General features: G+C 67.5%; 26 protein-coding genes and 3 tRNA genes. 11 read left to right on the forward strand and 18 right to left on the reverse strand.

Going from position 1 to position 26,168, the window contains the following annotated elements; translation table 11 throughout:
• Window positions 1–2: 2 nt before the first annotated feature.
• The 3 genes from ACK4E3_RS06990 to ACK4E3_RS07000 all read right to left on the reverse strand — a co-directional run bounded on the left by ACK4E3_RS06990 (window position 3) and on the right by ACK4E3_RS07000 (window position 3,368).
• Window positions 3–1,367: an amidohydrolase family protein gene (locus tag ACK4E3_RS06990; protein WP_409701149.1), complete on the reverse strand. Its 1,365-nt coding sequence runs from the start codon at window positions 1,365–1,367 to the stop codon at window positions 3–5.
• A gap of 17 nt (window positions 1,368–1,384) precedes the next feature.
• A complete protein-coding gene (locus ACK4E3_RS06995) occupies window positions 1,385–2,869 on the reverse strand; it encodes an amidohydrolase (RefSeq protein WP_409698315.1) in 1,485 nt (494 codons plus the stop codon).
• 166 nt (window positions 2,870–3,035) lie between these two features.
• Window positions 3,036–3,368, reverse strand: a complete 333-nt coding sequence (locus ACK4E3_RS07000) for a YggT family protein (protein ID WP_409698318.1) — start codon at window positions 3,366–3,368, stop codon at window positions 3,036–3,038.
• A 242-nt stretch (window positions 3,369–3,610) separates the two neighbouring features.
• On the opposite strand from ACK4E3_RS07000, the gene ACK4E3_RS07005 reads away from it, so the two are divergent.
• Window positions 3,611–3,686: transfer RNA gene (locus ACK4E3_RS07005), tRNA-Ala, on the forward strand.
• A 21-nt stretch (window positions 3,687–3,707) separates the two neighbouring features.
• Here the strand turns inward: ACK4E3_RS07005 and ACK4E3_RS07010 are convergent.
• Window positions 3,708–4,022 carry a 4a-hydroxytetrahydrobiopterin dehydratase gene (locus tag ACK4E3_RS07010; protein WP_409698320.1) on the reverse strand — a complete coding sequence of 105 codons (315 nt, stop codon included), beginning with the start codon at window positions 4,020–4,022 and terminating at the stop codon, window positions 3,708–3,710.
• 241 nt (window positions 4,023–4,263) lie between these two features.
• On the opposite strand from ACK4E3_RS07010, the gene ACK4E3_RS07015 reads away from it, so the two are divergent.
• The 5 genes from ACK4E3_RS07015 (at window position 4,264) to ACK4E3_RS07035 (ending at window position 8,724) form a co-directional block, all read left to right on the forward strand.
• The gene (locus tag ACK4E3_RS07015) at window positions 4,264–5,013 is read left to right on the forward strand and encodes a Crp/Fnr family transcriptional regulator (RefSeq protein ID WP_409698323.1); all 750 of its coding nucleotides are present in this window, start codon (window positions 4,264–4,266) and stop codon (window positions 5,011–5,013) included.
• Complete coding sequence (locus ACK4E3_RS07020) at window positions 5,010–5,309, forward strand: GNAT family N-acetyltransferase (protein WP_409698326.1); 300 nt, start codon at window positions 5,010–5,012, stop codon at window positions 5,307–5,309. Before ACK4E3_RS07015 ends, ACK4E3_RS07020 begins: the two co-directional genes overlap by 4 nt.
• A gap of 78 nt (window positions 5,310–5,387) precedes the next feature.
• Window positions 5,388–6,242, forward strand: a complete 855-nt coding sequence (locus ACK4E3_RS07025; protein ID WP_409698329.1) for an alpha/beta hydrolase — start codon at window positions 5,388–5,390, stop codon at window positions 6,240–6,242.
• Window positions 6,243–6,314: 72 nt separating this feature from the next.
• Window positions 6,315–7,217 (forward strand): hypothetical protein, encoded by a 903-nt coding sequence (locus ACK4E3_RS07030; RefSeq protein WP_409698332.1) that lies wholly within the window; start codon window positions 6,315–6,317, stop codon window positions 7,215–7,217.
• Between the two features lie 61 nt (window positions 7,218–7,278).
• Window positions 7,279–8,724 carry an AMP nucleosidase gene (locus tag ACK4E3_RS07035; protein ID WP_409698335.1) on the forward strand — a complete coding sequence of 482 codons (1,446 nt, stop codon included), beginning with the start codon at window positions 7,279–7,281 and terminating at the stop codon, window positions 8,722–8,724.
• Between the two features lie 43 nt (window positions 8,725–8,767).
• Here ACK4E3_RS07035 and ACK4E3_RS07040 read toward each other — a convergent pair whose 3' ends face one another.
• Window positions 8,768–9,517 carry an SAM-dependent methyltransferase gene (locus ACK4E3_RS07040; protein ID WP_409701152.1) on the reverse strand — a complete coding sequence of 250 codons (750 nt, stop codon included), beginning with the start codon at window positions 9,515–9,517 and terminating at the stop codon, window positions 8,768–8,770.
• A 178-nt stretch (window positions 9,518–9,695) separates the two neighbouring features.
• Here ACK4E3_RS07040 and ACK4E3_RS07045 point away from each other — a divergent pair, with 178 nt between their 5' ends.
• The 4 genes from ACK4E3_RS07045 to ACK4E3_RS07060 all read left to right on the forward strand — a co-directional run bounded on the left by ACK4E3_RS07045 (window position 9,696) and on the right by ACK4E3_RS07060 (window position 12,883).
• Complete coding sequence (locus ACK4E3_RS07045; protein ID WP_409698338.1) at window positions 9,696–10,346, forward strand: hypothetical protein; 651 nt, start codon at window positions 9,696–9,698, stop codon at window positions 10,344–10,346.
• Window positions 10,343–10,648 (forward strand): winged helix-turn-helix domain-containing protein, encoded by a 306-nt coding sequence (locus tag ACK4E3_RS07050; RefSeq protein ID WP_409698341.1) that lies wholly within the window; start codon window positions 10,343–10,345, stop codon window positions 10,646–10,648. The genes ACK4E3_RS07045 and ACK4E3_RS07050 overlap by 4 nt, the downstream gene beginning before the upstream one ends.
• Window positions 10,649–10,688: 40 nt before the next feature.
• Window positions 10,689–11,489 carry a tyrosine-protein phosphatase gene (locus ACK4E3_RS07055; RefSeq protein WP_409698344.1) on the forward strand — a complete coding sequence of 267 codons (801 nt, stop codon included), beginning with the start codon at window positions 10,689–10,691 and terminating at the stop codon, window positions 11,487–11,489.
• A gap of 119 nt (window positions 11,490–11,608) precedes the next feature.
• The gene (locus ACK4E3_RS07060) at window positions 11,609–12,883 is read left to right on the forward strand and encodes an anthranilate synthase component I family protein (protein WP_409698347.1); all 1,275 of its coding nucleotides are present in this window, start codon (window positions 11,609–11,611) and stop codon (window positions 12,881–12,883) included.
• Here ACK4E3_RS07060 and wecC read toward each other — a convergent pair.
• The 11 genes from wecC to ACK4E3_RS07115 form a co-directional block, all read right to left on the reverse strand.
• Window positions 12,880–14,175, reverse strand: a complete 1,296-nt coding sequence (gene wecC, locus ACK4E3_RS07065) for a UDP-N-acetyl-D-mannosamine dehydrogenase (RefSeq protein ID WP_409698350.1) — start codon at window positions 14,173–14,175, stop codon at window positions 12,880–12,882. The two genes, ACK4E3_RS07060 and wecC, sit on opposite strands and share 4 nt — an antisense overlap.
• Window positions 14,172–15,332, reverse strand: coding sequence for a non-hydrolyzing UDP-N-acetylglucosamine 2-epimerase (gene wecB / locus ACK4E3_RS07070; RefSeq protein WP_409698353.1), 1,161 nt, complete (start codon window positions 15,330–15,332; stop codon window positions 14,172–14,174). Before wecB ends, wecC begins: the two co-directional genes overlap by 4 nt.
• 169 nt (window positions 15,333–15,501) lie before the next feature.
• Window positions 15,502–15,575, reverse strand: a tRNA-Gly gene (locus ACK4E3_RS07075).
• An 85-nt stretch (window positions 15,576–15,660) separates the two neighbouring features.
• Window positions 15,661–16,125, reverse strand: a complete 465-nt coding sequence (locus tag ACK4E3_RS07080) for a PTS sugar transporter subunit IIA (protein ID WP_409698356.1) — start codon at window positions 16,123–16,125, stop codon at window positions 15,661–15,663.
• A gap of 88 nt (window positions 16,126–16,213) precedes the next feature.
• Window positions 16,214–16,855 (reverse strand): ribosome hibernation-promoting factor, HPF/YfiA family, encoded by a 642-nt coding sequence (gene hpf, locus ACK4E3_RS07085; protein WP_409698359.1) that lies wholly within the window; start codon window positions 16,853–16,855, stop codon window positions 16,214–16,216.
• Between the two features lie 95 nt (window positions 16,856–16,950).
• Window positions 16,951–18,492, reverse strand: a complete 1,542-nt coding sequence (gene rpoN, locus ACK4E3_RS07090) for an RNA polymerase factor sigma-54 (protein WP_409698362.1) — start codon at window positions 18,490–18,492, stop codon at window positions 16,951–16,953.
• Window positions 18,493–18,606: 114 nt separating this feature from the next.
• A complete protein-coding gene (gene lptB, locus ACK4E3_RS07095; protein WP_409698365.1) occupies window positions 18,607–19,443 on the reverse strand; it encodes an LPS export ABC transporter ATP-binding protein in 837 nt (278 codons plus the stop codon).
• Complete coding sequence (locus tag ACK4E3_RS07100; protein ID WP_409698368.1) at window positions 19,443–19,994, reverse strand: LptA/OstA family protein; 552 nt, start codon at window positions 19,992–19,994, stop codon at window positions 19,443–19,445. Before ACK4E3_RS07100 ends, lptB begins: the two co-directional genes overlap by 1 nt.
• Before the next feature lie 31 nt (window positions 19,995–20,025).
• Complete coding sequence (lptC, locus tag ACK4E3_RS07105) at window positions 20,026–20,700, reverse strand: LPS export ABC transporter periplasmic protein LptC (protein ID WP_409698374.1); 675 nt, start codon at window positions 20,698–20,700, stop codon at window positions 20,026–20,028.
• A gap of 9 nt (window positions 20,701–20,709) precedes the next feature.
• The gene (locus ACK4E3_RS07110; RefSeq protein ID WP_409698377.1) at window positions 20,710–21,324 is read right to left on the reverse strand and encodes a ribonuclease D; all 615 of its coding nucleotides are present in this window, start codon (window positions 21,322–21,324) and stop codon (window positions 20,710–20,712) included.
• Window positions 21,325–21,514: 190 nt separating this feature from the next.
• Window positions 21,515–21,601, reverse strand: a tRNA-Leu gene (locus ACK4E3_RS07115).
• Between the two features lie 219 nt (window positions 21,602–21,820).
• Here ACK4E3_RS07115 and ACK4E3_RS07120 point away from each other — a divergent pair.
• Complete coding sequence (locus ACK4E3_RS07120; RefSeq protein WP_409698380.1) at window positions 21,821–22,837, forward strand: complex I NDUFA9 subunit family protein; 1,017 nt, start codon at window positions 21,821–21,823, stop codon at window positions 22,835–22,837.
• A gap of 3 nt (window positions 22,838–22,840) precedes the next feature.
• On the opposite strand, the gene ACK4E3_RS07125 is transcribed toward ACK4E3_RS07120, so the two are convergent.
• Both ACK4E3_RS07125 and ACK4E3_RS07130 read right to left on the reverse strand, forming a co-directional pair.
• A complete protein-coding gene (locus ACK4E3_RS07125) occupies window positions 22,841–24,295 on the reverse strand; it encodes an NAD-dependent succinate-semialdehyde dehydrogenase (RefSeq protein ID WP_409698383.1) in 1,455 nt (484 codons plus the stop codon).
• 41 nt (window positions 24,296–24,336) lie between these two features.
• Entirely contained in the window at window positions 24,337–26,022 is a 1,686-nt protein-coding gene (locus ACK4E3_RS07130; protein ID WP_409701155.1) for an MFS transporter, read from the reverse strand.
• Window positions 26,023–26,168 lie beyond the last annotated feature (146 nt).

Consider the following 26,168-nt stretch of genomic DNA (forward strand, 5'->3'; position numbering starts at 1 on the left):
GATCAGTTGCGATAGGCCGGGGGCAGACCCGGCTGCTGGCCGGGCCGATAGCGGTCGCGCAGCTCCAGACCCCGGCTGTAGAGCGGCTGGGCCACACCGCGGATATATATGGCCACGGGCTGCGATAGCGGCTCGAGCGGATCGCCCGACCAGATCACCACATCGGCCTCCAGCCCCGGCGCAATGGCCCCGAAGCGCTGCTGCTGGCCGAAGATGCGCGCCGGATTGACCGTCAGCGCCGCAATGCCCGCCTCATAGGGAAGACCGTGGGCCACCGCGTTTCCGGCATTGTAGCGGGCCTCGCGCGCCCGGTGCACCGAGCCCTCGTTGCCCTTGATGGCGATCAGCACACCGGCGGCATGAAGACGCGCGGCGTTCTCCAGGCTGGACGCGCGACGCTCGAACGAGCCGGGCAGATTGGCCAGCGCATTGAGCAGCACCGGCACATTGGCCGCCGCGATCTGGTCAGCCACCATCCAGCCCTCCTCGGCACCATCGAGGATCAGGCGGATGTTCTCCTCGCGGGCGATGCGCAGGGCCATCAGAATGTCATTGGCCTTGTGAACCGTGACGATCAGCGGCATGCGGCCCTCGACCACCGGCACCAGGGCCTCGAGGTCGGCGCGCGACAGCGACAGGGCACGCACATCGCCCCGGTCATAGGCGGCGCGGTTTCTCGCATAGAGGCGCACCTCGGCGAAGGTCTCGCGCAGCAGGGTATAGAGCGCACCGCGTGCGCCGCCCGCCACATTGGCCCCGGCGTTGCCGAATGGCGCGACCATGGCCACGCGCGGCTGCACGATGATCTCGGTGCCCTCGGCCAGATGGATCACGGCGGCCTGACCGGCGAACAGGCCCGGCTCGTGGTGACCGCTGGCACCCAGTCCCGCAAAGTCGTGATTGTGGTCGTGCCCGCCGCTCGATCCCGGATGGCTGGGCACCACGATGGCGCGGGTCACGCCGCCAAGGCGCGCCACCGGCAGGGTGATGGACCACGGATCCAGCCCCCAGGAGAGGTCGAAGGCCGCGCTGATGGAGTTGGACGACTGGCGAAGATCGTTGGCCTCGGGCTGGGACGAGACCTCATTGCCCCCGAGCCCGGAGTCGACCGCGACAAAGCCCGGCGCGACCACGCGGCCCGCCGCGCTGATCACCTCGGCCCCTGCGGGAACGGGCACCGATGCGCCCACGGCGGCAATGCGGCCATCGCGGATGATCACCGTGCCGTTCTCGATGATGCCGCTGCCGGTCAGGATACGGCCGTCGGTGATGGCGATGGTCTGGGCGCTGGCGCTTGCCGCCATCAGCGCAAGACCGGCAAGGGCGCCGCCCGCGAGGCCGAGCACGGCGCGCACAGAGCTTTTCATATCAGCCATGAAGCGTATCATCGGCGGCCTCCGTTGCGGGGCTGACCCGGCTGGCCCAGCTCGAAGTCCGAGCGCGGCTGATAGGCGGGGTTGTTGCGGTCATAGGCGAGCGCACCGTCCACATAGACCTGCTCGGCACGCGCATAGATCGAGAAGGGATTGTGGCTCCAGATCACCACGTCAGCGCGCTTGCCCGGCTCCAGTGAGCCGGTCTGGTCAGCAATGCCCAGCATGCGCGCGGCATTGATCGTGACCCAGGCGATGGCATCGGCCTCGCTGATCTCCAGGCCCGCCCGGCGTCCCGCCGACAGGGCCGCGGCCGCTTCCTGATTGAGGCGCTGGACCAAGGTGGCGTCATCGGAGTGCACCACCGCGCAGGCGCCGGATGCATGGAGCAGGGCCACGTTCTCCTCGATGCCGTCCAGAGCCTCCATCTTGAAGCCCCACCAGCCGGTCCAGGTGGCCGAGCAGATGTTCTCCTCGCGCAGCATGTCCGCGACCTTGTAGGCCTCGGAGGCATGGTGGAAGGCCGTGATGCGGAAGTCGAACTCACGCGACAGATCGACCATCAGGGCCATCTCGTCAGCCCGGTAGCAGTGGTTCTGAACAAGAATGTCGCCTGACAGCACACCAGCGATGGTCTCGAGCTGAAGGTCGCGGCCGGGCGGATCGCCAGATCCGGTGCGCCGCCAGTTGTCCCACCGGCGCATGTAGTTGCGCGCCTCGATGAAGGCGCGGCGGTATCCGGCCATGTTGCCCATGCCCGTGGCCGGCGACTGGTTGCGCCCGCCATAGACCCGCGAGGGGTTCTCGCCACACGCCATCTTGAGGGTATAGGGCGCGCCCGGCATCTTCATGCCCTGCATGGTCACGGACGGCACATTGCGCACAGTCACGCCGCGCCCGCCGAAAAGGTTGGCCGAGCCCGGCAGGATGTGAAGCGTGGTCACGCCCCCGGCACGCGCGGTGTTGAAGCCGGGATCCTGCGGCCACAGCGAGTGCTCTGCCCAGACCTGGGCGGTGTTGGGATTGGTCGCCTCGTTGCCGTCCGACAGGGCGGGCACGCCCGGCGAGGGATAGACACCGAGGTGGCTGTGGGCGTCGATCAGGCCCGGCGTGACATAGCGCCCGCGCGCATCGACCACCTGATAGCCTTGGGGCACCGGGGTCGAGGCCCCGCCGACCGCCTCGACTCGCCCGTCGCGCACCAGCACCACACCGTTGTCGATCACCTGGCCGGTGGCGGTGAAGACCGTGCCGCCCACGATCGCCATGTCGCGCCGGGGCAGGGCCTGATAGGTCGAGGGATAGGGGTCGGGATTGGCAGCGCCATCGAGGCCCGGCGGCAGGGCGCGGTTGCCGGAGGCGGGAGCGGGCTGGCCGCCCGAGGGGCTGCCAGAGCCTGCGGCAGGTGCCCCGCCCGTGCTGGCGCATGACGCCAGGGCAAAGGCCAGACCCAGCGCCAGCGCGCCGCTGCGCAGCGGAGTCGGGCGGGTCGCCATGGGCCCTGTCCCGCTGATGTCATGACCGGTGCGCTGCAAGCTGCTCTTGCGAGATCCCATCCCGTTCCCCCCTCGAATGTCGAGCGCGTGATTGCAGGCGCACTCTAGGAGGGGAAGCGCGGCGGTGAAAAGCTATTTTCGCCCCGGCCCGCCGTGAAAGCGAAGCCTAGAAGGTCAGCAGGCCGGCCAGGGCCGCACAGGCAGGCGGCAGCAGATAGGCCCGCACGCCTTGCAGGATCAGCAGGGCGATCAGGGGCGTGATGTCGATGGCCCCCAGCGGTGGGATGATCCTGCGCAGAGGTGCCATCACCGGCGCGGTGAACATCTCGAGGAAATAGAGCACCTGGCTGACCAGACGGTTGCGCGGATTGATGACATCAAAGGCCAGCAGCCAGCTCAGGACCACCTGAATGATGATCGCCAGCACCCACAGCCCGATCAGGCCGTTGATGATGAAGCAGATGAAGCCTGCGATGCCGACACCAAATCCCAAGATCATGTCTCCTGACGTAGCCGGGCCCGAGGTGGAAGCACCCGCCGGGCCGATGCCCCTCTCTAGCGCGCGCCCCGCGCCAAGGCCAAGACCAATCGACACCCTGCGACATCGGCAGGATCACCGGGCCTTGCCTGATGCGCCCGGCGCAGCGGCAAGGCGGCACAAACGCATTGACACCCGGCGCTCCTCACGCCTATGTCGCGCGCTTCTGCACCGGGGCGCGCAAAGCGCACCCGTGACTGCCTGGGGCCGTAGCTCAGTTGGTAGAGCGCGTCGTTCGCAATGACGAGGTCAGGGGTTCGATTCCCCTCGGCTCCACCAGGCAGGATCAGCGCAAATTGATCACGCCCTGTCGTGCGCGCCGAGCTGGCGGGCCGCCTCGTTCATGAACTCGGCCATGCGCACGTCCAGCGCCGTGACCCCACCCGCATCGTGGGTGGTCAGCAGCACCTCGACCCGGTCATAGACGTTCGACCACTCGGGATGATGGTCCAGCTTCTCGGCCAGCAGGGCGACCCGCGCCATGAAGCCGAAGGCATGGCTGAAATCGCTGAAATGGAAGGTGCGCGTGATCGCCGGGCGATCGCCATCGTCCGCGCTCCAGCCGGGCAGCCCCGCGACAGCCCTTTCCGCCTCGATCACGCTTTTCCGATCCATGATCCTGTCCCTTGCTGCTGGCGCGCGCCGGACGCGCACCGTGTTCATGAAGCGCCCCGGATGGCTACCCCGGATGGCTGCCCTAATGGCTGAACGCGCGAGCGGGCGAAAGAGGCACGCACCCGCACCTACAGTGAAAATCACGATGTTTCGGCCCGTGGTTACGGCCCGTGGCAACGCTTGTTCGCGAACGGCGTTCTGTCTGCGCTCCGGACGTGAGCCCAACCTTCGAGCAGACATCATGGACACCGAACGTCACCCGCCCCGCCCCGAAGACACGATCAACCTCTGGCTCGCCTCGCTGGGCGAGAGCGCGCGCCGCCAGCTTGAACCCCACCTGCGCGAGGCCCGCTTCGAGCAGGGCGAGCGGCTGTACGACTCCGGCGAGGCGGTCACCACCGTCTGGTTCCCGGTGCGCGGCGTGGTGTCTCTGATGACGGTGCTCGATGACGAGCGCATGGTCGAGACCGCCGTGATCGGGCGCGAGGGGCTGGTGGGCGTGACCTGCGGGCCGATGAACGGGCGCGCGGTCAGCCGGGCCATCGCCCAGACGCCGGGCATGGCCCTGTGTGCGGATGTGGACAGCTTCGGCAAGGTGCTGGACGCCCACGCCGAGGCGCGCGAGGCGCTGTCCCGCTATACCGAGGCCCTGTTCGCACAGGTCCAGCAGACGGCCGCGTGCAATGCCCAGCACAAGCTGGAGGAGCGCTTCGCGCGCTGGCTTCTCACCCTTCATGACCGTGCCGATGCCGACACATTCCATCTGACGCAGTCCGACATCGCCGGAATGCTGGGTGCGCGCAGGGCCACCGTCAGCGAGATCGGCAGCGCGCTGGAGGCCAAGGGCCTGATCGAGCGCGGGCGCGGCAAGGTCACGATTCTGGACCGCGCGGGGCTGGAAGCAGCCTCCTGCGGCTGCTACGCGGCCATCGCCTCAGTGCTGGTAGAGCTTGACGTCAGCCCCGTGAGCGATACCGATGTGGCGGCATGATCTCTGTCACCGACAACACCGAGCTTGGCCGCTACGAGATCCATCAGGATGGTGAGATCGCCTATGCGGAATACCGCAAGCTGGCCAGCGGCACCCTGTTTCCGCATACCGAGGTGCCCGAGGCCCTGGAAGGGCGTGGCCTAGGTGCCGCGCTCGTGCGCCACGCCATGATGGTGCTGCGCAAGGAAGGGGGACTGGCCCTGCCGGTATGCACCTTCTTCGCGGGCTATATCGCCCGTCACCCCGAGTATCACGATCTGGTGCATCCCGATTATCGGGCCGCGCTCGGCATCTAGGCTCATCCGCTTGCGCCCCGTCGCGTATCTCCTGCCCATGAGCCCTGTCCGATCCCCAGCATCCCAAACGCGCCGGTCATGATCCGCCGCACCGTGCTGACGAGCGCCCTCTCTGCCATGGCCGCAGCCTGCTCGCCGCTGGGCGCGCTGAATGCGCTCGGCCCGCGCGACAGGGGCGCATCATGCATTGCCCGCGATGTCGTCTATGGCGCCCATGCCCGCCAGCGCCTCGACATCTATGCCCCCGACACCACGGACGCGCCCCTGCCCACCGTGGTGTTCTTTTACGGCGGCGGCTGGCATTCGGGATCGAAAGGGCTTTACGGCTGGGCCGGGCAGGCGCTGGCCGCCCAGGGCTTTGTCGTGATGGTGCCCGACTATCGGCTGGTGCCCGAGGTGCATTTTCCCGCCTTCATCGAGGATGCGGCTGCAGCCACGGCCCATGGCGCGCAGATCGCCGAGCGCCATGGCGGCGACCCGCGAAAGCTGGGCGTGATCGGTCACTCGGCGGGGGCGCATCTGGCCACCATGATCACGCTCGACGAGCGCTATATGCGAGGCGTGGGGCACGCGGGCGCGATCCGGGCCTGCGTCGGACTTGCCGGCCCCTACGAGTTCCTGCCGCTGGACGTGGCCGCCAGCATCAACGCCTTTTCGCGCGCACCGGACCTCAGCCAGACCCAGCCCATCACCTTCGCCAGGGCCGATGCACCGCCCATGTGGCTGGGCCACGGTTCCGAAGACAGGACCGTCCACGCCGAGGACACGCACCTTCTGCACCAGGCACTCACGGAAGCGGGTGCGCCTTGCGAGAAGCGCATCTATGAGGGCTTGAACCACGCCGACCTGATCGCGACCTTCTCGCCCATGTTCCGGCGCAAGGCCCCGGTGCTGGCGGATGTCACCGCCTTTCTTGCCCGCACCCTGACCTGACCCCCTTCGTTCCGGGGGTTGCGCGCGCCAGCCCTCAGGGATGATCTTCGCCCCGTCACAGGGGAGGCACCCATGAACGGTTCCATCAAGGGTCTTGTCGCCGCCGTGCTGGTCTCGGCCCTCGCCCTTTCGCCTCACGCGGTCGCGCAGCCAGCCGTTCAGGAGGCAAGCCCGCCAATCCCCCACGATACGGCACACGCTGTCCCCGATGCGCTGCCCGATGCGCTACTTGAGGCCTATCGCTCGGCTCTGGCGGTCACGCCCAGCCCGCGCGCGCTTGAAGCCACATGGCGCTCGTGGCTGCTGGACATCGCAGAGACGCCGCCGGAGGGCCGCGATGATCTTTACGCCTTCATGCTCGAGGAACTGGAGCGCTTCGAGGCCCGCGACGTGCGCCTGCGAGCACTCAGGATCGATACCGCCGACCTCGAGAGCGGATGCGTCGACGTGTGGCTGGAAGATTGCCAGTGGCGAAACACGCGCATCGCCCTGGCCTCGGGCGTGGTGCTCCATGTCCAGCATCAGGGAGGCTTCAGCGAACATGACGGCGTAGGCGCGGCCTTCGTGGTCCTCGCACAGCGGGATGCGGGGCTGGCCCCCATAGCCTGGGGGGCCGGTGCCGCATCCTATGAGCCGCCCGTCTCCTTCAGCATCGGTAATCAGCCCTATATCGCCGTGCCCGGCCGTCACGGCGGCACCGGAGCCTTCAATGCCGATCACCTCTGGGCCGTCATGCCCGGATATGACCTGCGCGACATCGACATCTGGAGCTGGCAGGCTAGGGCGGCAGAGCATCTGCCCGCGGGTCTGGAAATCTGGAAAGGCGTCGAGTTCGACTGGCCGGGCCTGAGCGCACGAACCTCCCTCTGGCGCGAGAGCGATGCCAACTGCTGTCCCACCGGGGGCGAGGCGCACCTGCTGTTCGCCATCGACGATGACACCCTGTTGCTGCGCGAGGTGCGCGTGCTGCCCTGAAGGCGTGCGCCATCGCGGGGCACTGTCTCGCCAAAGTCATGAACCTTCGCTACAGGAGGCCATGACAGAGAAACTGAATGCATCGGCGGCGCTGGACCGCCTCGAGACCCTCTACCAGCAGTCCGTCGCCAGCCTGCGCGCGGCGGTGCGCACCTTCATCGACACGGGCGAGCGGCCCGATGCTGCGGCACGGGCGAGCGGCCTGTTCGCATACCCCGAGCTTCGCGTGAGCTGGTTCGGCGAGCGGCCCGAGAATCTGGATGCGCGGTCCTATGCGCGCCTGTCCAGGCCCGGCACCTATTCAACCACCGTGACCCGGCCCGAGCTTTACCGCCCCTATCTTCTTGAACAGCTCACCTTGCTCGAAAAGGACTATGGCGCCAGTTTCACGGTGCGCGCCTCCGAGCAGGAAATCCCCTTTCCCTATGTGATGGACGGCTCGGACGTGGTGCTCGACCGCTCCATGACCGCTGCCATCGCCCGCCACTTCCCCACGACCGAGCTGGCCCACATCGGCGACGAGATCTCGGACGGCATGTTCGATCCGGGCGAGGACTTTCCGCTGTCCCAGTTCGATGCCCTGCGCACGGACTTCTCTCTGGCGCGCCTGCGCCACTACACGGGCACGCCCGTGGACGATGTGCAGTCCTTCGTCCTGTTCACCAACTACCACCGCTATGTCGACGAGTTCGTGCGCTGGGCCTGTGCCCAGCTGGCCGATCCGGACAGCCCCTATGAAAAGCTGGTCTGCGCGGGCGGCATCGTCATCGGGCGCGACAATCCCGACCCGGAACTGGCCATCAGCGACACCGCGTGGCGCAAACACCAGATGCCCGCCTATCACCTGACCGCCAAGGGCTGGAACGGCATCACCCTGGTGAACATCGGCGTGGGGCCATCGAACGCCAAGACCATCTGCGACCATCTGGCCGTCACCCGCCCCCATGCCTGGCTGATGATCGGCCACTGCGGCGGCCTGCGCCCCAGCCAGTCCATCGGCGACTATGTGCTGGCCCACGCTTACCTGCGCGACGATCACGTTCTGGACGCCGTGCTGCCGCCGGACATCCCCATCCCCTCGATCGCCGAGGTGCAGCGCGCGCTCTATGACGCCTCCAAACAGGTGTCCGGCGCGCCCGGCGAGGAGGTCAAGCGCCGCCTTCGCACCGGCACGGTGGTGACGACGGACGACCGCAACTGGGAGCTGCGCTATTCAAAGTCGGCCCTGCGCTTCAACCAGAGCCGGGCCGTGGCCATCGACATGGAATCAGCCACCATTGCCGCCCAGGGCTACCGGTTCCGGGTGCCGTACGGCACGCTGCTGTGCGTGTCGGACAAGCCGCTGCACGGCGAGATCAAGCTGCCCGGCCAGGCCAACCGCTTCTATGAGGGGGCCATCTCCGAGCACCTTCAGATCGGCATTCAGGCGGTGGACATCCTGCGCCGCGAGGGCCATCGCCTGCACTCGCGCAAGCTGCGTGCCTTCGACGAGCCGCCGTTCCGCTGATCGCTGATCGCTGATCGCCGATTGTCAGGGTCCAAAGCCCCGATCAGGCCGGAGCCTTGCGGAACAGGTAGAGGCCAAAGCCCATGGTCTCGCGCCCCTCGATGATGAACATGTCGCGGATCATGCGCGCACGCATCAGGAGCATGGCGCCCTCGGGCCGCTCGGGATTGGCGCGCACCCACGCCTCGGTCGCCTGCCAGGTGTCCCAGATCAGGTCGTCCCAGTCCTGCTGGGGGCTGGTCGTGGCGTAAAAGGGCTCCAGCCCGGCCGCGCGTCCAGCCTCGATCCAGCCCTGATGGCTCTCGAAATGGTTGGTGATGCCGATGATCTGGCGCATCGGATCACTGGGCGGGCGCGCCCAGAACACATCGGCCCAGAACAGCCAGCCACCCGGCTCCAGCGCCTGGGCGAGGGTGCGGAAGGTGCGCTCGGCATCGCGCTCGTCACGTCCGGCCGCGCCCGTGGTGCCAAGAGCGCTGATGAAATGGACCGGCGCGATCGTGGAGAGATAATCGCCCGATTCCACCGTCTCGATGCTGAGGCTGCCCGGCGCACCGCGGCCTTTGGTGCGCTCGCGCGCCAGCGCCGCCATTTCGGGGTCGCGCTCCAGCGCCGTGATCTCAAGCCCGAAGGTCTCGGCGATGTGAGCCGCCACCATGCCGTTGCCGGTGCCGATGTCGAGCGCGCGCGCGCCGGGCCTCAGCCCCGCCCTGGCCAGCACATGATCCAGCCGCTCGAAGGTGAGAGGATTGCAGATCTCACGCACGCCATAGGCGATGCGGTTCATGCTCATGGCCACGGTGACGCCCCTGCTTCTGGCCAGCCGCGACACGACTCATGCGCTGGCATGGGCACGCTTCCCGCGCGGCTCCGGCAATGGCAAGCATGAAGCACTTTACATTTCAAAGTGCATTGCGTATGAATGTCGCCAGCTCGGGGCATAATGCCCCGCGAGACAGGGAGGGCCTGGGATGAGCCGGGACGACATGAGCCAGAACGATCTGCACAGCCTCAAGGACGATATCGACTATCTGCGCCAGATTTCGGAGGAAGGGCGCCATGCGCCGCCCATGTTCGGCCCCGTGCTGGTGGCCGCTGCCCTGATCTTCGGAACGGCCAGTGCAGGCCAGTGGGCCCTGGCTGCGGGCCTGATCGCGCTCAGCCCGTGGGCGGCGCTGTGGCTGTGGATCGGGGCGGGCGGCGTCTTTGCAGTGGCACTGACACTCATCTTGCGGCGCATGAGGCACCAGAGCGGTTACAACAGCCTGCGCAACACGGCGGTCGGCTCGGCGTGGTCTGCCATCGGCTTCCTGATCTTCGCAGTCTGGCTGTCGCTGGTGGCCATGGGCTTCAGCAGCGGCGACTGGAGCGCCATGCGCGTCATGCCCTCGCTGGTCTTTGCGGCCTATGGTGCCGCCTGGACGATTGCCGCCACCATGAATGCCCGGCCATGGATGAACGCTGTCGCCCTGATCTGCTTCGGCGGCGCGGTGGCGCTGGGCCTCACGTCCGGCATGAGCGAGGGCTATCTGGTGTTCGCCCTGCTGCTCGCGCTCGGCGCGCTCCTGCCCGGACTGGTGCTGATGCGCCAGCAGCACCGCGCACAGGCGAAGGCGGCATGAGCGCCGCCCAGATCAGCGACATCGACGAGGTGATCCACGGGCGCATGCGCCTTGGCATCATGGCTTATCTCTCGGGTGTCCATGAAGCCGACTTCAACGCGCTGAAAGCCCGCCTGCAAGCCAGCGACGGCAATCTCTCGATCCATCTGCGCAAGCTGGAGGAAGCGGGCTACATCACCCTCGACAAGAGCTTTCGCGAGCGCAAGCCGCTGACGCGCGCGCGCCTGACCGAGCAGGGGCGCGAGGCCTATATCGCCTATCTCGACACCTTGCGCGCCGTGATCGGCGAGGGCAGCGTCTAGGGCTCTCACACCTGTCGCCCTGATCGGCTAGGAAGGGGCCATGACAGCGCGCATTTTCGAGTTTCAGGGCATCGACAACTTCCGGGACTACGGCGGCTATCGCACCAAGGGTGCCGCCGCCATAGCCAGAGGTCGCCTGCTGCGCTCGGCCCACCATGCCCGTGCGAGCGACAGTGATCTTGAGAAGCTGGCTGGACTGGACATATCCACCATCGTCGATCTGAGGCGCGCAAACGAGCGGCGTGAGCAGCCCTCGCGGCGCTGGGCGGGCTGTGTCGCCGAAGTCATCGCCTCGGACCATGGCGCCGAGGGCGATGCGCCCCACATCGCATTTCTCAAGAGCGAGGTGCTGACCCCGACCTCGGGCCGGGCCTTCATGACCGGCACCTATCGAAGGATGCCTTTCGGTCCCGCCCACGTCGAACTGTTCGCGCGCTACTTCCGTGCCCTGGCCGAGGCACCGGGCGCCGTCGTGATCCACTGTGCGGCGGGCAAGGACCGCACCGGCCTTCTGGCCGCGCTCACCCATCACCTGCTGGGCGCGCACAGGGACGACCTGATGGAAGACTATCTTCTGACCAATACGGCGGTGAACCTCGATGAGCGCGCGCCCGGCATCGCCCGCCAGATCGCCGCCATGACGGGGCGCACGCCCGATCATGATGCCGTCGTGGCCTTCCTGGGTGTCGAGCCAGACTATCTGCACGCGGCCTTTGAAGAGATCGCAGCACGCTCGGGCAGCGTGGACGACTATCTCGAGGGCGTGCTCGGTGTCGATCAGGCCCTGCGCGCGCGCATAGAGGCGCGTCTTATGGCCCCGGAGCCAGCCCCCAAGGCATAAAAAAGACGCCCGGCAGGGCGACCTGCGGGCGTCAGATGTCAGGACTTGGACCTCCATCCACACGCGCACTGTGGCGCTCGATCGGCTCACGTTCTAATCACCATGGCGTGAAGGCGCCCTTGCACACCCACGTCCTGCCCCTTGCCTGGCGCGATCCCGCCGAGATCGCGCTGCTTGCGTGCAGCGCTCCCATGAGCGCCGCCCTGATCTCCGATGGCAGCACACATGCGCGCTGGTCCTATGTCATGACCGGCCTGGAGCAGGCCAGCGAGCCCGCGGGCGGTGCGGCAGCGCCAGGCCCGCATCTGATGTCGGGCACCTTGTCGCTCTATCCCTATGCCTGGAACACAGACCATGCGCCCGATCCGGCCTGGCCACAGCCCGTGCACCTGCGCCTGACACGCGCCCTGGTGTTCGATCACCATCAGCGCCGCGCCGTGGCGCTCGGCTGCGGACAGGACGCCGGTGAGGCACAGCGCCGCGCCCACCAGATCGCCGGCCTGATCACATCATCTGGCCAGATGGCGCCCCCCCGGCGCGGGGCTCTGGCCGAGCGCTTCACGCCCGAACAGCCGGATACGCACTATCTGGAGAGCGTTCGCGCAGTGGTGGAGGCCATCGAGGCGGGCGAGATCTTTCAGGCCAACATCGCGCGGGCATGGTCAGGCGCGCTGGTCAGCGGTGTGCGGCCGCTGGACGTTTTTGCGCGGCTGCTGGAGACGAGCCCGGCCCCTTACGCGGCCTATCTGGACCTGGGCGAGCGCGCCCTGGTGTCGAACTCGCCCGAGACCTTTCTCGAAGTCGAGGCAAGCAGCCGCACGATCAGGTCACGTCCCATCAAGGGCACGCGCCCGCGCAAGCCAGACCCAGCCGCCGATGCCGCTGCCGCCGCAGAGCTGGCCGCCAGCGCCAAGGACCGGGCCGAAAACCTGATGATCGTCGATCTGATGCGCAACGATCTGGCGCAGGTGTGCAAGGCGGGCAGCATCCGTGTGCCCGAACTTCATCAGGTGCACAGCTATGCCAATGTCCACCACCTGATCTCGACCGTCGAGGGGCGGCTGCTATCGGGCATGGGCGTGGACGAGATCATGAAAGCAACCTTTCCGCCCGGCTCGATCACCGGCGCGCCCAAGCATCAGGCCATGCGGGTCATTGCGCGCCATGAGGGCTCGCGTGGGCCATGGTGCGGCGCTCTGGTTCTGGCGGGGGATGACGGCGCACTCAGTGCCAGTGTGCTGATCCGCACCCTGGCCTTCACGCGCGAGGGCGGGCGCTGGCGCTATCGCACGCTCGCAGGGGCGGGCATCGTCGCCGACAGCGTGGCCGAGCATGAACTGGCCGAAACGGATGCCAAGATTTCAGCCATCGCGCGTGCGCTCGCAGAGCCTTAAGAACGCAGGGCACCTGCGCGCCAGGGCGTGATGCCGCGCGTGTCGATCAGACGCTTCGCCCCGTCGATCAGCGCCGCCTGGCGCTTGAAGGGCGTGTGATCAACCAGCACCAGCACCAGATCGGCCCCCATGGCCTCCTCGAGTCCGACCAGCTTCACGCCCTGGGCGGACAGGGCTTCGGGCAAGGTGGTGATGTTGGGCTCGACCGCCAGAACGCTGAGGTCATCGCGCGCGCCAAGGGCCATGGCCACCTCCACGGCGGGGCTTTCGCGCAGGTCATCGATGTCGGGCTTGAAGGCAAGGCCGAGGCAGGCCACCACGGGCCGCTCCAGCCCATGAATAGCCTCGCTCACCTGTTCCAGCACCCGGTGCGGTCGCGCATCATTGACCGTACGCGCGGCCTTGATGAGCGGCGTGTCGTGCGGGGCGGCCTCGACGATGAACCAGGGATCGACGGCAATGCAGTGCCCGCCCACGCCGGGGCCGGGCCTGAGAATGTTCACGCGCGGGTGGCGATTGGCCAGGGCGATCACCTCCCACACGTCGATGCCCTTGATGTCGCAGACATTGGCCAGCTCGTTGGCAAAGGCGATGTTCACGTCGCGAAACGCATTTTCCGCCAGCTTGGTCAGTTCGGCGGCCCGCGTGCTGGTGCCGATCAGTTCGCCCTCGACGAACAGGCGGTAAAGCGCCTTGGCCCGGGCGGTGCAATGCGGTGTCATGCCGCCGATGGCGCGATCGTTCGAGACCAGTTCCTCGACCACACGGCCCGGCAGAACGCGTTCGGGGCAATAGGCGACGTGAATGTCGTGCTCGCCCGAACCGGGAAAGCGAAGATCGGGGCGCATCTCGGCCATGACCGCAATCATGGCTTCGGTGGCGCCCACCGGCGAAGTCGATTCCAGCACCACCAGATCGCCGCGCTTGAGCACCGGCGCCACCGCGCGCGCGGCCGAGAGCACATAGCGAAGATCGGCGCACTTCTCGCTGGTGATCGGGGTGGGCACGGCAATGATGAAGGCGTCGCACGGCTCGGGCGCAGTGGCAGCCTTGAGACAGCCCGAAGCCACCGCCTTGCTGACCACGGCATCGAGCAGGGGTTCGACGATGTGAATCTCGCCCCTATTGACCGTCTCGACCACATGGGGGTCCACGTCCACGCCCAGCACCTTGACGCCGTGCGACGCCATGACCGCGGCGGTCGGCAGTCCGATGTAGCCGAGGCCCACCATGCACACCCGGTCGAAGCCCCGCTCGTCGTTGCTGTGTCCGCTGTGGCTGGAGGGGCTCATGGCGCGTCCTTGTGGGCTGGGGTCTGGTCGCTGAGATAGCGGCGGCGCAGGGCCTCGACGATGCGCGCCGACGCCTGGCCATCGCCATAGGGAGAGCGTTCGGTGGTCATGAGCGCGCGCGCATCCGCATCGGTGATCAGGCGCTCGGCCTCCCGGCGCACCGCCTCGGGGTCGATACCCACCAGACGCGCCACGCCCGCCTCTATGCCCTCGGGCCGCTCGGTCTCGGTGCGCAGGACAAGCACGGGCTTCTTCAGGGAGGGTGCTTCCTCCTGCACCCCACCCGAATCCGACAGGGCGAAGTCACAGCCCGACAGGGCCGAGAGAAACTCCACATAGTCCAGCGGCGCGCTGAGGCGCACATTGGCAAGGCCCTCCAGCGTCTCATGCACATGGTCGCGGACATTGGGATTGGGGTGCACCGGCCAGACAAAGCCGAAGTCTGGATGCTTCAGGGCCAGCTCTCGCACCACCCGGGTGATGTCGCGCACGGGCGCGCCGAAATTCTCGCGCCGGTGAAGGGTGACGAGCGCATAGCCCCTCATGCCCTCAAAGCGGTAGGGCGCGATGCGCCGGGATGCGATCAGCAGGGCGTCGATGACCGTGTTGCCGGTCAGGATGTTGTCGTCATCGGCCACGCCCTCGGCTGTCAGGGTGCGCCGCGCCGCCTCGGTCGGTGGGAAGTGCAGGGCCGCCAGCCTGCCCGCCGCAATGCGGTTCCATTCCTCGGGAAAGGGGCTGTGAATGTTGCCGCTGCGCAGACCCGCCTCGACGTGGGCAAAGGGGATCTGGCGATAGAAGGCAGCGAGAGCGGCGCAAAAGACCGTGGTGGTGTCGCCCTGCCCGACCACACAGGCCGGTGCGATCTGCGCGAAGATCTCGTCGAGGCGCGCCAGGCACCGCACCGTCAGGCCGGCCAGGGTCTGGTTCGGGAGCATCAGGTCGAGATCGACATCGGGGGTGATGGCGAACAGCTCCAGCACCTGATCGAGCAGGTGGCGGTGCTGGGCGGTGGTGACGACCACGGTCGGCAGACCCGCAGCCTTCAGGGCCAGGATCACCGGGGCCATCTTGATCGCCTCGGGCCGGGTGCCCAGCACGCAGACGATGGCGCCGCGCGGCAGATGCTCCAGACTGTCCCTGCTCGATGCGCTCACGATGGGTGCCGCCCCTGATGCTGCCTGATCATTACACCGTTCCCCCCGCTGGCGCGTGATGGTGCGCGCCCAACCCTTGCATCCTGCCGGGCCTGTCGCGGCCAGCTTTAAATCGTGATTGTGAAGCTCTGATGGGCCGCGGCCCGTGGGCGTGAACTCTGTGGTGACTTGGAGCGGGTAGCGGGAATCGAACCCGCGCGTTCAGCTTGGGAAGCTGACAGGCTACCATTACATCATACCCGCCAGGGCACCTTTGTGGGGCGCACCCTTACCTCAGCCCTGCTCTTGGCCGAAGCGTGCCTCCAGGTCAATGCGGAGGAAGTGGCCCTCAGGCGGCGGTGGCCTGTTGCTCGCTCAGGAACAGGGCGTGAAGGGCATCGACATCGCGTGCATGGCGCAGGCGCTCGCGCAGCTCGGCCGATCGCATGAGGCGCGAGACCGCCGCAAGGGCGCGCAGGTGCGCCGCACCGTCGGCCGCTGGCGCGAAAAGGGCAAAGATCAGGTCCACGGGCCGGTCGTCGATGGCCTCGAAGGCCACGGGGGTCTCGAGACGCAGGAACACGCCGGTCAGGCGCGGGATCTCGGGCAGGCGCGCATGGGGCACGGCAACGCCCGAGCCGAGCCCCGTCGAGCCGAGGGCCTCGCGCTCCATCAACGCCTCGAACAGGCGCGAGGCAGGCAGGCCGAGCGCACCGGCGGCGGCCTCGGCGACCTGTTGCAGCGCCTGACGCTTGCCGCCCGCGCCTGCGCGCGTCACGACCGTGTCGCGCGAAAGCAGTTGTCCGATTTCCATGACTAACCCCAAAGCACGCGATACGTCTCGACCGCGCCTGGACCGTTGAGTCGATCCTTAGCGCCCTATTGAGAAGGGATTATGGCAATCATCCCTTCCCATTCGATGAACGGCGCGTTCTCTCTGGGTCAATCCACCCGATGTTGCCGTCGGGGCGGCGATAGACCACCGACAGCCCGCCGTGTCCAGCATTTCGGAACAGGATCACGGGATAGTTGGAAAGGTCCAGCTCCAGCACGGCCTGACCTACGGTCAGGGTGCGCACCTCGGCCTCGGTCTCTGCGATCACCATGGCTGGCGGCGGGGTCTGATCGGGCTCGCCCGCTTCGCCGAAGTCTTCGTCCCCGACCGAATCGGGATCGCGCAGCACGGTCATCATCGCCACTTCGCGCGCCGCGATCTCTTCCTTTTCGGGCGAGAGGCCGCGCGGCCCGGCAGAATGATTTTTCAGACGGCGCTTGTAGCGTCTGACGCGCTTCTCGATCTTGTCGAGCGCTTCGGTGAAGGCAGAATGGGCGTCACCACCAAAGCCGTGGCTGACCAGCGTCTGCCCGGAGGCCAGACGAACCCAGCAATCGACCTTGAACAGGTGCCCTTCGCGGGTGACCACAACCTCGGCCTCGCCGCCACGTTCGAAATACTTGGCGATCCCATCCGAGAGCTCATCGACGATCCGCGAGCCTAACGCTTCGCCGACCTCGACATGCTTGCCGCTGACCTGGACTTGCATACCCCTATGAACGCGCCTCCCGGACAAAAGTGTCAAGGCGGAACGGCGTTCTTTTCGGAAAGCGCAGCGGCGGCCGTCGGCGGACGGTGCGCGCGTCAGCCTGCCGACTTGAAGCGGCGGCGGCGCTCGACCGAGGACGGGATGCGCAGGGCCTCACGATACTTGGCCACCGTGCGCCGGGCGATGTCCACGCCGGCCTCTTTCAGAATCTCGACGATGCGGTCGTCCGACAGAACCGAGTCCTCCGCATTCTCGGCATCGATCATGGTCTTGATGCGGTGGCGCACCGCCTCGGCTGAATGGGTCGCGCCGCCGCTGGTCGAGGCGATGGCCGCGGTAAAGAAGAACTTCAGCTCATAGGTGCCGCGCGGGGTCAGCACATACTTGTTGGACGTGACGCGGCTGACGGTGGACTCGTGCATGCCGATGGCGTCGGCCACGGTCTTGAGATTGAGCGGGCGCAGGCATTCGACGCCAAAGGCCAGGAAGGCATCCTGCTGGCGCACGATCTCGCTGGCGACCTTGAGGATGGTGCGCGCGCGCTGGTCCAGGCTCTTGATCAGCCAGTTGGCCTGGTTGAGGCATTCGGCCACGAACACCTTTTCCGCATCCGAGCGGGCACCGGCCTGAACGCTGGCATGATAGCGACGGTCGATCAGCAGGCGCGGCAGGGTGTCCGCATTCAGCTCGACGCGCCAGCCGCCCAGCGGGTCGGCGCTGACCACCACGTCGGGCACCACCGTCTGGGCCACCTCGTGACCGAAGGCGGCTCCCGGGCGCGGCGTGAGGTTTCTCAGCTCGGCGATCATGTCGCGCAGATCGTCCATGTCGACGCCGCACACGCGCATCAGCCCCGCCATGTCGGAGCGCGCCAGCAGGGCCAGATTGCCCACCAGGGCCGCCATGGCCGGATCGAGGCGGTCGCGCTCGCGCAGCTGCAGTGACAGGCACTCCTCGACCGAGCGCGCCATCACGCCCGTGGGCTCGAAGCCCTGGCAGCGGCTCAGCACCTGCTCCACGCGCGCCAGCTCGCAGCCGAGCTGATCGGCCACCTCCTCCAGCGCGCCGCGCAGGTAGCCCCCCTCGTCGACCATGTCGATCAGCACCAGGGCAATGGCGCTGTCCACCGCCGAGAATCCCGCGCGCGTGACCTGCTCGACCAGATGATCGCGCAGGCTGATCTCACCCGTGCCGAGGCGGTCCAGACCGTCGCCCTCACCATCCCAGCCGGGACCGCGCCCGGCCCGGTCGGCACCGGCGAGGCCATACTGTTCGGGCGCGGCATCCGTGGCGCGGTCCGCGCCGCGCTCGCCGGGTGCGGCATCGCCATAGAGGTCGTCCTCGCGGGCATCGAGCGCCTCGCGCGCATCGCTGGCCGAGCCCATGTCGAGGCCCCCGCCCGAATCCTCGCCATAGTCCGTGCCGGGCTCGCCGCCGGAGTCATCGCGCTCCTCGGCGCTGTTCGAGGGCGTTTCTCCCTCCTCGTCGCGCGAGAGGATGGGGTTCTTCTCAAGCTCGGCCTCCACAAAGGCTTCCAGCTCGAGGTTGGACAGCTGCAACAGCTTGATCGCCTGCTGGAGCTGGGGGGTGATGACCAGCCCCTGCCCCTGCCTGATTTCCAGCCTCTGTCCGATCACGGCCACGCCCCTGCACGCCCCTGCGCACTCATGGGCCGCAATGCTGGCCCGTTTCTTGCGTGGGAAGATTGGCGCGCGGATCGTTAACAGAGCGCGAACGCTCTGCGGGAGGCATCAGCCGTACATGTCGCCCAGATAGACCCGGCGCACCTCGGCATTGTCGACGATCTCGCCGGGCGTGCCCTCGAACAGAACCTCACCGCCGTGAATGATGGCCGCCCGGTCGATGATGTCGAGGGTCTCGCGCACATTGTGGTCGGTGATCAGCACGCCAAGGCCGCGCCGGGCCAGATAGCGGATCACCTCGCGGATGTCGGCGATGGCCAGGGGATCGATACCGGCAAAGGGCTCGTCCAGCAGAATGAAGGATGGCCGCCCGGCCAGAGCGCGCGCGATCTCGACACGCCTGCGCTCACCGCCCGACAGGCCCGTGGCGGGAGAAGAGCGGATATGGGTGATGTTCAGCTCGTCTAGCAGGCGCGCCGTCTCCTCGCGCGCCGCCTTCGGGTCGCGCTCGCGCAGCTCGACCACCGAGAGCACGTTCTGCTCGACGTTCATGCCCCGGAAGATCGAGGCCTCCTGAGGCAGATAGCCCAGTCCCATGCGCGCGCGCTGGTACATGGGCTGGGCGGTGATGTCCTGCCCGTCGAGCCAGATGGTGCCATGGTCGGCCGGAATGAGGCCGGTGATCATGTAGAAACAGGTGGTCTTGCCCGCGCCATTGGGGCCGAGAAGGCCCGCGACCTCGCCGCGCCTCAGCCGCAGGGACACATTGCGCACCACCTTGCGCTCGCCAAAGCTGCGCCCGACCCCGTCGACGAACAGGCCGGAGGTATCGGCATCCGCTGCCGGCTGGGCACCATCCACACCGTTCTGAGACGCGCCGGGTGTCTCGACCGCAGCCTTGCTCGCCCGTGGCGGACGACGGGTTCTGATGGAGCGCGCCTCCATCAGCGGTTGGTGCCGCCTGGATAGAACACGCCCTGCACGCGCCGCCCGGCACCGGGGGTCTGGGCCCCCTCCATGGTGCTGCGGCCCGTGGAGACCCGCACGGTCAGGCGAGAGCCCGTCAGCACGTTCTCGCCCTGATTCAGGATCACGTCCCCGCTGACGACCAGGGTGTCATCGCCGAGGGTGTAGACGGCGCGATCGCCGCGCACCACCTGATCGTCCGAGACGAAATAGACATTTCCGATCGCCTCGATGCGGCTGACATCCCCGAAGCCCGAGCCCGTGCGGGCCTGCAAGACCCGCAGTTCATCGGCGCGCAGGCGCACGTCATCCTGAATGGCCTCGGCGCGGCCGCGCCAGACCTGAAGGCCCTCGCTCTCGATCACTTCCAGCTCGTCCGAACCGATCATGATGGGTCCGCCGCGCTGGGAAATCTGGGCGTCGGCCCCGCCGAGACCGAGCACGGCAAGCGCTGCGAGCGAGGCAAGGGCAAGGCTCAGGGACCGGGGCAGAAACTGCGGCACTTGCGGGGATCGGGCGAGGCTGGTCATGGCAGGGGTCCGGTAAGGGGATTGGGTGTTCTTAGCGTCTTTGCCGCGTCGTGTTGAGAGTGGCGCGCACTTTATCATCGCCGGAGCCGCGGAAGATGACCCGCCGCCCCTCGTCGGTGATCTCGTAGGAGGAAGCCTCGAGCGTGCCCACAGGCCCCTGGCCCGTGATTCCCTGCTCGCCCGTGATGCGCCCGCTGCGGGTATCGATGCGCGCTTCGTCGGTGGTGAAGTCAAAGCCCGCGCCGCCGTCGGTGATGCGGACCTGATCGCGCATGACGAGCTGGCGCGAGCGCTCGTCATAGATGCCCTCGCCCGCACGGATCTCGGTGACACGCCCGGCGGAAAGGTCGAGGCGGAACAGGGGGCCGTCGAGCCGGAAGCTCTGGTCGCGGGGGCTGCGCACGGCCTGCTCGGCGCCGATGACGAAGCTGCGGCCCTGTCCGTCCTGACCGTGGAACATGGGGTTGGAGAGGCGAATCTCGCTGGTGCGCACCGCGCGCGCCTCCAGCCCCGAAATCACCGAGCGCGCCCCGATCCACAGGGCAGTCAGGCCGGCGAGCACCGCGATGGTGATCGGCAGGGCCCGGCGCATGAAACGCACCCGCCGCGAGCGCGACTTCCAGCGCTCGGCGGCCTGCACCACACGGGTCCGGTCGGCCGCATCCAGGGCCTCGCGTTGCGCATCGGGGGGCAGGGGCTCGTTCATGGCGCGCGATCAGGCGTGAGCGAAGATGTCGATGTCGGGCCAGCCGGCCAGATCGAGCCGCGCGCGCGTGGGCAGGAAATCGAAACAGGCCCGCGCCAGCTCGTCACGGCCCTCGCGCTCGAGCATCTGGTCCAGCCGGGCCTTGATGGCGTGCAGGTGCAGCACGTCGGAGGCCGCATAGGCGAGCTGTTCGGGCGACAGCACGTCCGCCCCCCAGTCCGAGCTTTGCTGGGTCTTGGAAATCTCGATGCCCAGAAGCTCGCGCGAGACGTCCTTGAGCCCGTGGCGGTCGGTGTAGGTGCGCGACAGGCGCGAGGCGATCTTGGTGCAGTAGACCGGCCGGGTCACGACGCCGAGATGGCGCTCGAACATGGCCACATCGAAGCGGGCGAAGTGAAAGATCTTCAGCACGTTCTGGCTCGACAGCAGGGCCTTGAGATTGGGTGCGTCGTAGTTCCCGCGCTCGAAGCGCACGATGTGCGCATCGCCGTCCCCGGCCGAGAGCTGCACGAGGCACAGGCGGTCGCGGCCGAGCGAAAGGCCCAGCGTCTCGCTGTCCACCGCCACGCTGGTGCCGAAATCGATGCCGGAGGGCAGGTCGCCCTGATGAAGATGGATCGTCACGCGCTTCTCATAAGACTGTTCAGGTGAACGTCGGCAAAACAGCCGCTGCACAACGCCTATAAGCCGCCGCGCCCCGTTTGGCGATCATTGCGCGCTGCCATGTCATCGCCGTGGCCGGGCGGATACGAAAACGGCACCGGCTCTGGCGTGAGCGCGGTGCCGTTTCAGGCGTCTCGATCCTGCATTGCGATGGTGCCCAGGAGAGGACTCGAACCTCCACGACCGTTAAGTCACTGGCACCTGAAGCCAGCGCGTCTACCAATTCCGCCACCTGGGCCGATCACCAACAGCGATCGAAGGCGCGGACGCATAGACGAGGCGAGGTCCTTGGTCAATCACCTTGCATCATCCTTTGCGCATATCACCGCCATGCTGCGACTTCTGACGCGTTGCGGGCGGGCGCGCTCTGGTCTAAGCCCGGCGCAACAAATCCCCGAGGCGCTTGCCGGTGATGCCTCGGCGGTCGTCCGAAAATTGATGCTGCGAGCAGACCCAGATGAGCGCTCCTTCCCTTCGCGTCCAGCCTCTCTCGATCAGGCAGGTAACGGTTTTCGGCGGATCCGGCTTTGTCGGAACCCAGGTGGTCAGAGCCCTTGCGCGCCTCGGCTATCGCGTGCGTGTGGGCGTGCGCCGTCCCCATCTGGCCTTTGACCTGCGCCCTCTGGGCGATGTGGGACAGATCCAGCCCGAGCGCTGCGACATCCGTAACCGCGAAGATGTCGCCCGTCTGGTGAGCGGATCGGACGCGGTGGTCAATCTGGTCGGCATCCTGCACGAGGGCCCCGGTCGCAAGTTCCGCGCCCTTCAGGTGGACGGAGCCGTCAATATCGCCGAGGCGTGCCGCGATGCCGGGATCACCCGGCTGGTCCAGATCTCGGCCATCGGTGCGGACGAGGGCTCGGATTCGGCCTATGCCGCAACCAAGGGCGAGGCCGAGCGGCGCGTGCGCGAAATCGTGCCGGGCGCCATCGTGATCCGCCCCTCGATCATCTTCGGTCCCAAGGACGGGTTCCTCAACCGCTTTGCCACCCTGGCGGGCTTTGCGCCGGCCCTGCCGCTGATCGACGGTGGCCATACCCGCTTTCAGCCGGTGTTCGTGGGCGATGTGGCCGAAGCGGTGGCGCGCTGCGTCAGCGACGGGGCGCTGGCCGGGCGCACCTTCGAGCTGGGCGGCCCGGCCACCTACAGCTTCCGCGAGATTCTCGAACTGATCATGAGCGAGACCGGTCGCCGCCGCGCGCTCGTTCCCCTGCCCGGTCCGGTGGCGCGGTTCATCGGCTGGAAAGGCGATCTGATCGCCTCTGTGGGCATCACCCCGCCCCTGACGCTGGATCAGGTCAAGATGCTGGCGCGCGACAATGTTGTCGCCGAGGGGGCCGAAGGCTTCGAAGCGCTCGGCATCACGCCCACCGGTCTGAAGGCCGTGGCACCGACCTATCTGTGGCGCTATCGCCGCGGGGGCCAGTTCGCCGCACGTCCCGCGCCCGCACCGGCCACGCCGATCACCGAATAGGCGTCACGACAGGTTCAGCGTCACGGCCTTGATGTCGAGATATTCGTCAATGCCGTGGGTCGAGCCCTCGCGCCCGTAACCGGACTGCTTGACCCCGCCAAAGGGGGCCACCGGCGTCGAGAGCAGGCCCGTGTTCACGCCCACGATGCCGTTCTCCAGCGCCCGCGCCACGCGCATGGCCCGGTCCAGATCGCGCGTGAACAGATAGGAGGCGAGGCCATAGGGCGTGTCGTTCGCCTTTTCGATCACCTCGGCCTCGTCCTCGAAGGCGAACACCGGCACCAGCGGGCCGAAGGTCTCCTCGGTGCGGAACAGGGTGTCATCGCCGCCAAGGGTCACGCTGGGCTCGAAGAAGCGCCCGCCCAGCTTGTGACGGCTGCCCCCGGTCAGAAGGCGCGCGCCCGAGGCGGTAACTTTCGCGATGTGGGCCTCGACCTTCTCCAGTGCCTTGTCCTCGATCAGCGGGCCGATCTTCACGCCGCGGGTGAAGGCATTGCCGACCTTGAGACCGGCCACCTTCTCGGCCAGCGCCTCGGCGAAGGCCCTGGCCACCTTCTTGTGGACGTAGACGCGGTTGGGACAGACGCAGGTCTGGCCCGAGTTGCGGAACTTGCCCTTGATGGTCTCGTCCACGCTGGCGTCGATGTCCGCATCCTCGAACACGATCAGGGGCGCGGCACCGCCCAGCTCCATGGACACGCGCTTGAGGGTGGGCGCGCACTGCTCTGCCAGCATCCGCCCCACGCCCGTCGAGCCGGTGAAGCTCAGCTTTCTGATGTGATCCGAGCCGGTCAGGGCCGCGCCGATCGGCCCCGCCTCGCCCGTGACGATCGAGAGCACGCCATCGGGTAGGCCTGCCTGCTGCGCCAGTTCGACCAGGGCGATGGCGGTAAAGGGCGTCTGGCTCGCGGGCTTGACCACCGCCGTGCAGCCCGCCGCAAAGGCCGGGCCGAGCTTGCGCGTCAGCATGGCGGCCGGAAAGTTCCACGGCGTGATCAGGGCACAGGGACCGACCGGCTCGCGCAGGGTGATGAGCGTATGGCCCAGCGGGCTTCGCTGGCTCTCACCCATGATGCGCTCGGCCTCTCCGGCGGACCACTTGATGAAGCCGTTGGCATAAGAGACCTCGCCGCGCGCTTCTTCCAGCGGCTTGCCGTTCTCGAGCGACATCAGGGCCGCCAGGGCCTCGGCGTGATCGTCGATGAGTGCCGCCCATCGGCGCAGGAAGGCAGCGCGCTCGTGCGGATTCTCGCGGCCCCAGTCGCGCTGGGCCTTCGCGGCCGCGCTGATGGCCGTCTCGGTCTGGTCCGCGCCGAGGTTGGGCACATGGCCGATGATCTCGCCCGTCGCCGGATCGTCCACGGCGATGGTGTCCGAGCCCGAGGTCACGGGTTTGCCCGCAATGATGGCGTGTTCGCGGATCAGGCCCTGACCGAGCGTGCGGCTGTCTTCACTCATGATGATGATCTCCTCGCCAGACCCAACGCACGAGGGCGCGCTCAGGTCCGCGCGCGCTCAGGTTCGTCCTGACCTATGGCATCGAGATTGCGCCCTCTTGTCTCGGGCAGGAACAGCAGGGCCACCACCACCGCCACTGCGGTGAAACCGATGGCGTACCAGAGGCCAAAATAGATGTCGCCCGATGCGGCCACCAGAGCAAAGCTGGCCGCAGGCAGCATTCCGCCCACCCAGCCGGTGCCGACGTGATAGGGCAGGCTCATGGCCGTGTATCGCACCCGCGTGGGAAACAGCTCGACGAGGGCGGCCGCCTGGGGGCCATAAAGCGCCGTCGCCGCCACGATGAACACCAGCAGGATCGCGATCACCAGCGGCAGGTTGATCCGGTCGGGATCGGCGCGCTCGGGATAGCCCGCCGTGGCCAGGGCCGTGAGCACGCGCTGGCGCACTTCTGCGGTGGCCACCGCCAGATCGGCCGCCGAGAGGCTGCTGCCCTCGATGGATGCCACGCTCACGGCGCCTACGCGCACGCTGGCCACGGAACCTGGCACGGCCTCGACATTGGTGTAGCTGATGCCTGCATCGGTCAGGGCGCGCTTGGCCAGATCACAGGAGGAGGTGAAGCGCGCCTTGCCCACCGGATCGAACTGGACCGAGCAGGTGGCCGGATCGGCAATCACGCTGACGGGGCTCTCGATCTGGGCGCGTGCCAGCGCCGGGTTGGCCGCCTCGGTCAGCATCCTGAAGCCGGGGAAGAAGGTGACGAGGGCGAGGATCATGCCGAACAGCATCACCGGCTTGCGTCCCACCTTGTCTGACAGCCAGCCGAAAAAGACATAGAGAAACGCCGAGATCACCGTCACGATCAGTATGACCTGATCGACCAGGGCAGCATCGACCTTCAGAACCCGCTCCATGAAGAAGCGCGAGTAGAAATAGCCCGCATACCAGACCGCGCCCTGGGCGATCATGATGCCGAACAGGGCGATGAGCACGAAGCGACCGTTGCGCCAGGTGCCGAAGGCCTCGCGGTAGGGCGCGCGCTTCTCGCTGCTCTCGGCCTCCATGCGCCTGAACGCCGGGCTCTCGTTAAGCTTCAGCCTGATCCACAGCGAGATGACCAGCAGGAAGGCCGACAGCAGGAAGGGGATGCGCCAGCCCCATTCGCCGAACGCCTCGGCGCCCACGATCAGGCGGGTGATGATGATGACGCCCAGCGCGCCGATCAGGCCCAGCGCGGCGGTGGTCTGGATCCAGCCCGTCAGATAGCCGCGTCGCTCGTCAGGTGCGTGCTCCGCCACATAGATGGCCGCGCCGCCATATTCTCCGCCCAGCGCAAAACCTTGCAGGATGCGCATGGTGATCAGCAGGACCGGCGCGATGATGCCCGCCTGGCTGTAGTCGGGCAGAAGGCCGATGGCGACGGTGGCAACGCCCATCAGGGTGATGGTGACCAGAAAGGTGCGCTTTCGCCCCGTGCGATCACCGAACCAGCCGAATACCAGTGCGCCCAGCGGCCGCACGACGAAGCCGACACCGAACGTCAGCAGGGCGAGGATATAGCTGGTGGCCTCGCCCACCTCCGAATAGAAATGCCGCGCGATGATGGTGGTCAGGGCACCGAAGATGAAGAAGTCGTACCACTCGAAGGCGTTGCCCGCCGCCGAGGCTCCCACCACGGTCCTGAGCCTTGCAGGTGCCTCCGAAGCAGGCCCGTCATAAGCCATGCCCTGACGCTCTGCGTTGCGATCAAGCCTGTCGCCCATGTTTCCCCCCTGATCGCCCCGGCCGAAGCCAGCTTCGCGGGCCGCGCTTCCGGGCAGATCGGAGAATCGCTTTAGCGCGCCCGAACAGGGGCGAAAAGAGCCCGCCG

Origin of the sequence: Brevundimonas sp., from assembly GCF_046299595.1 — a bacterium.
Taxonomy (GTDB): Bacteria; Pseudomonadota; Alphaproteobacteria; order Caulobacterales; family Caulobacteraceae; genus Brevundimonas.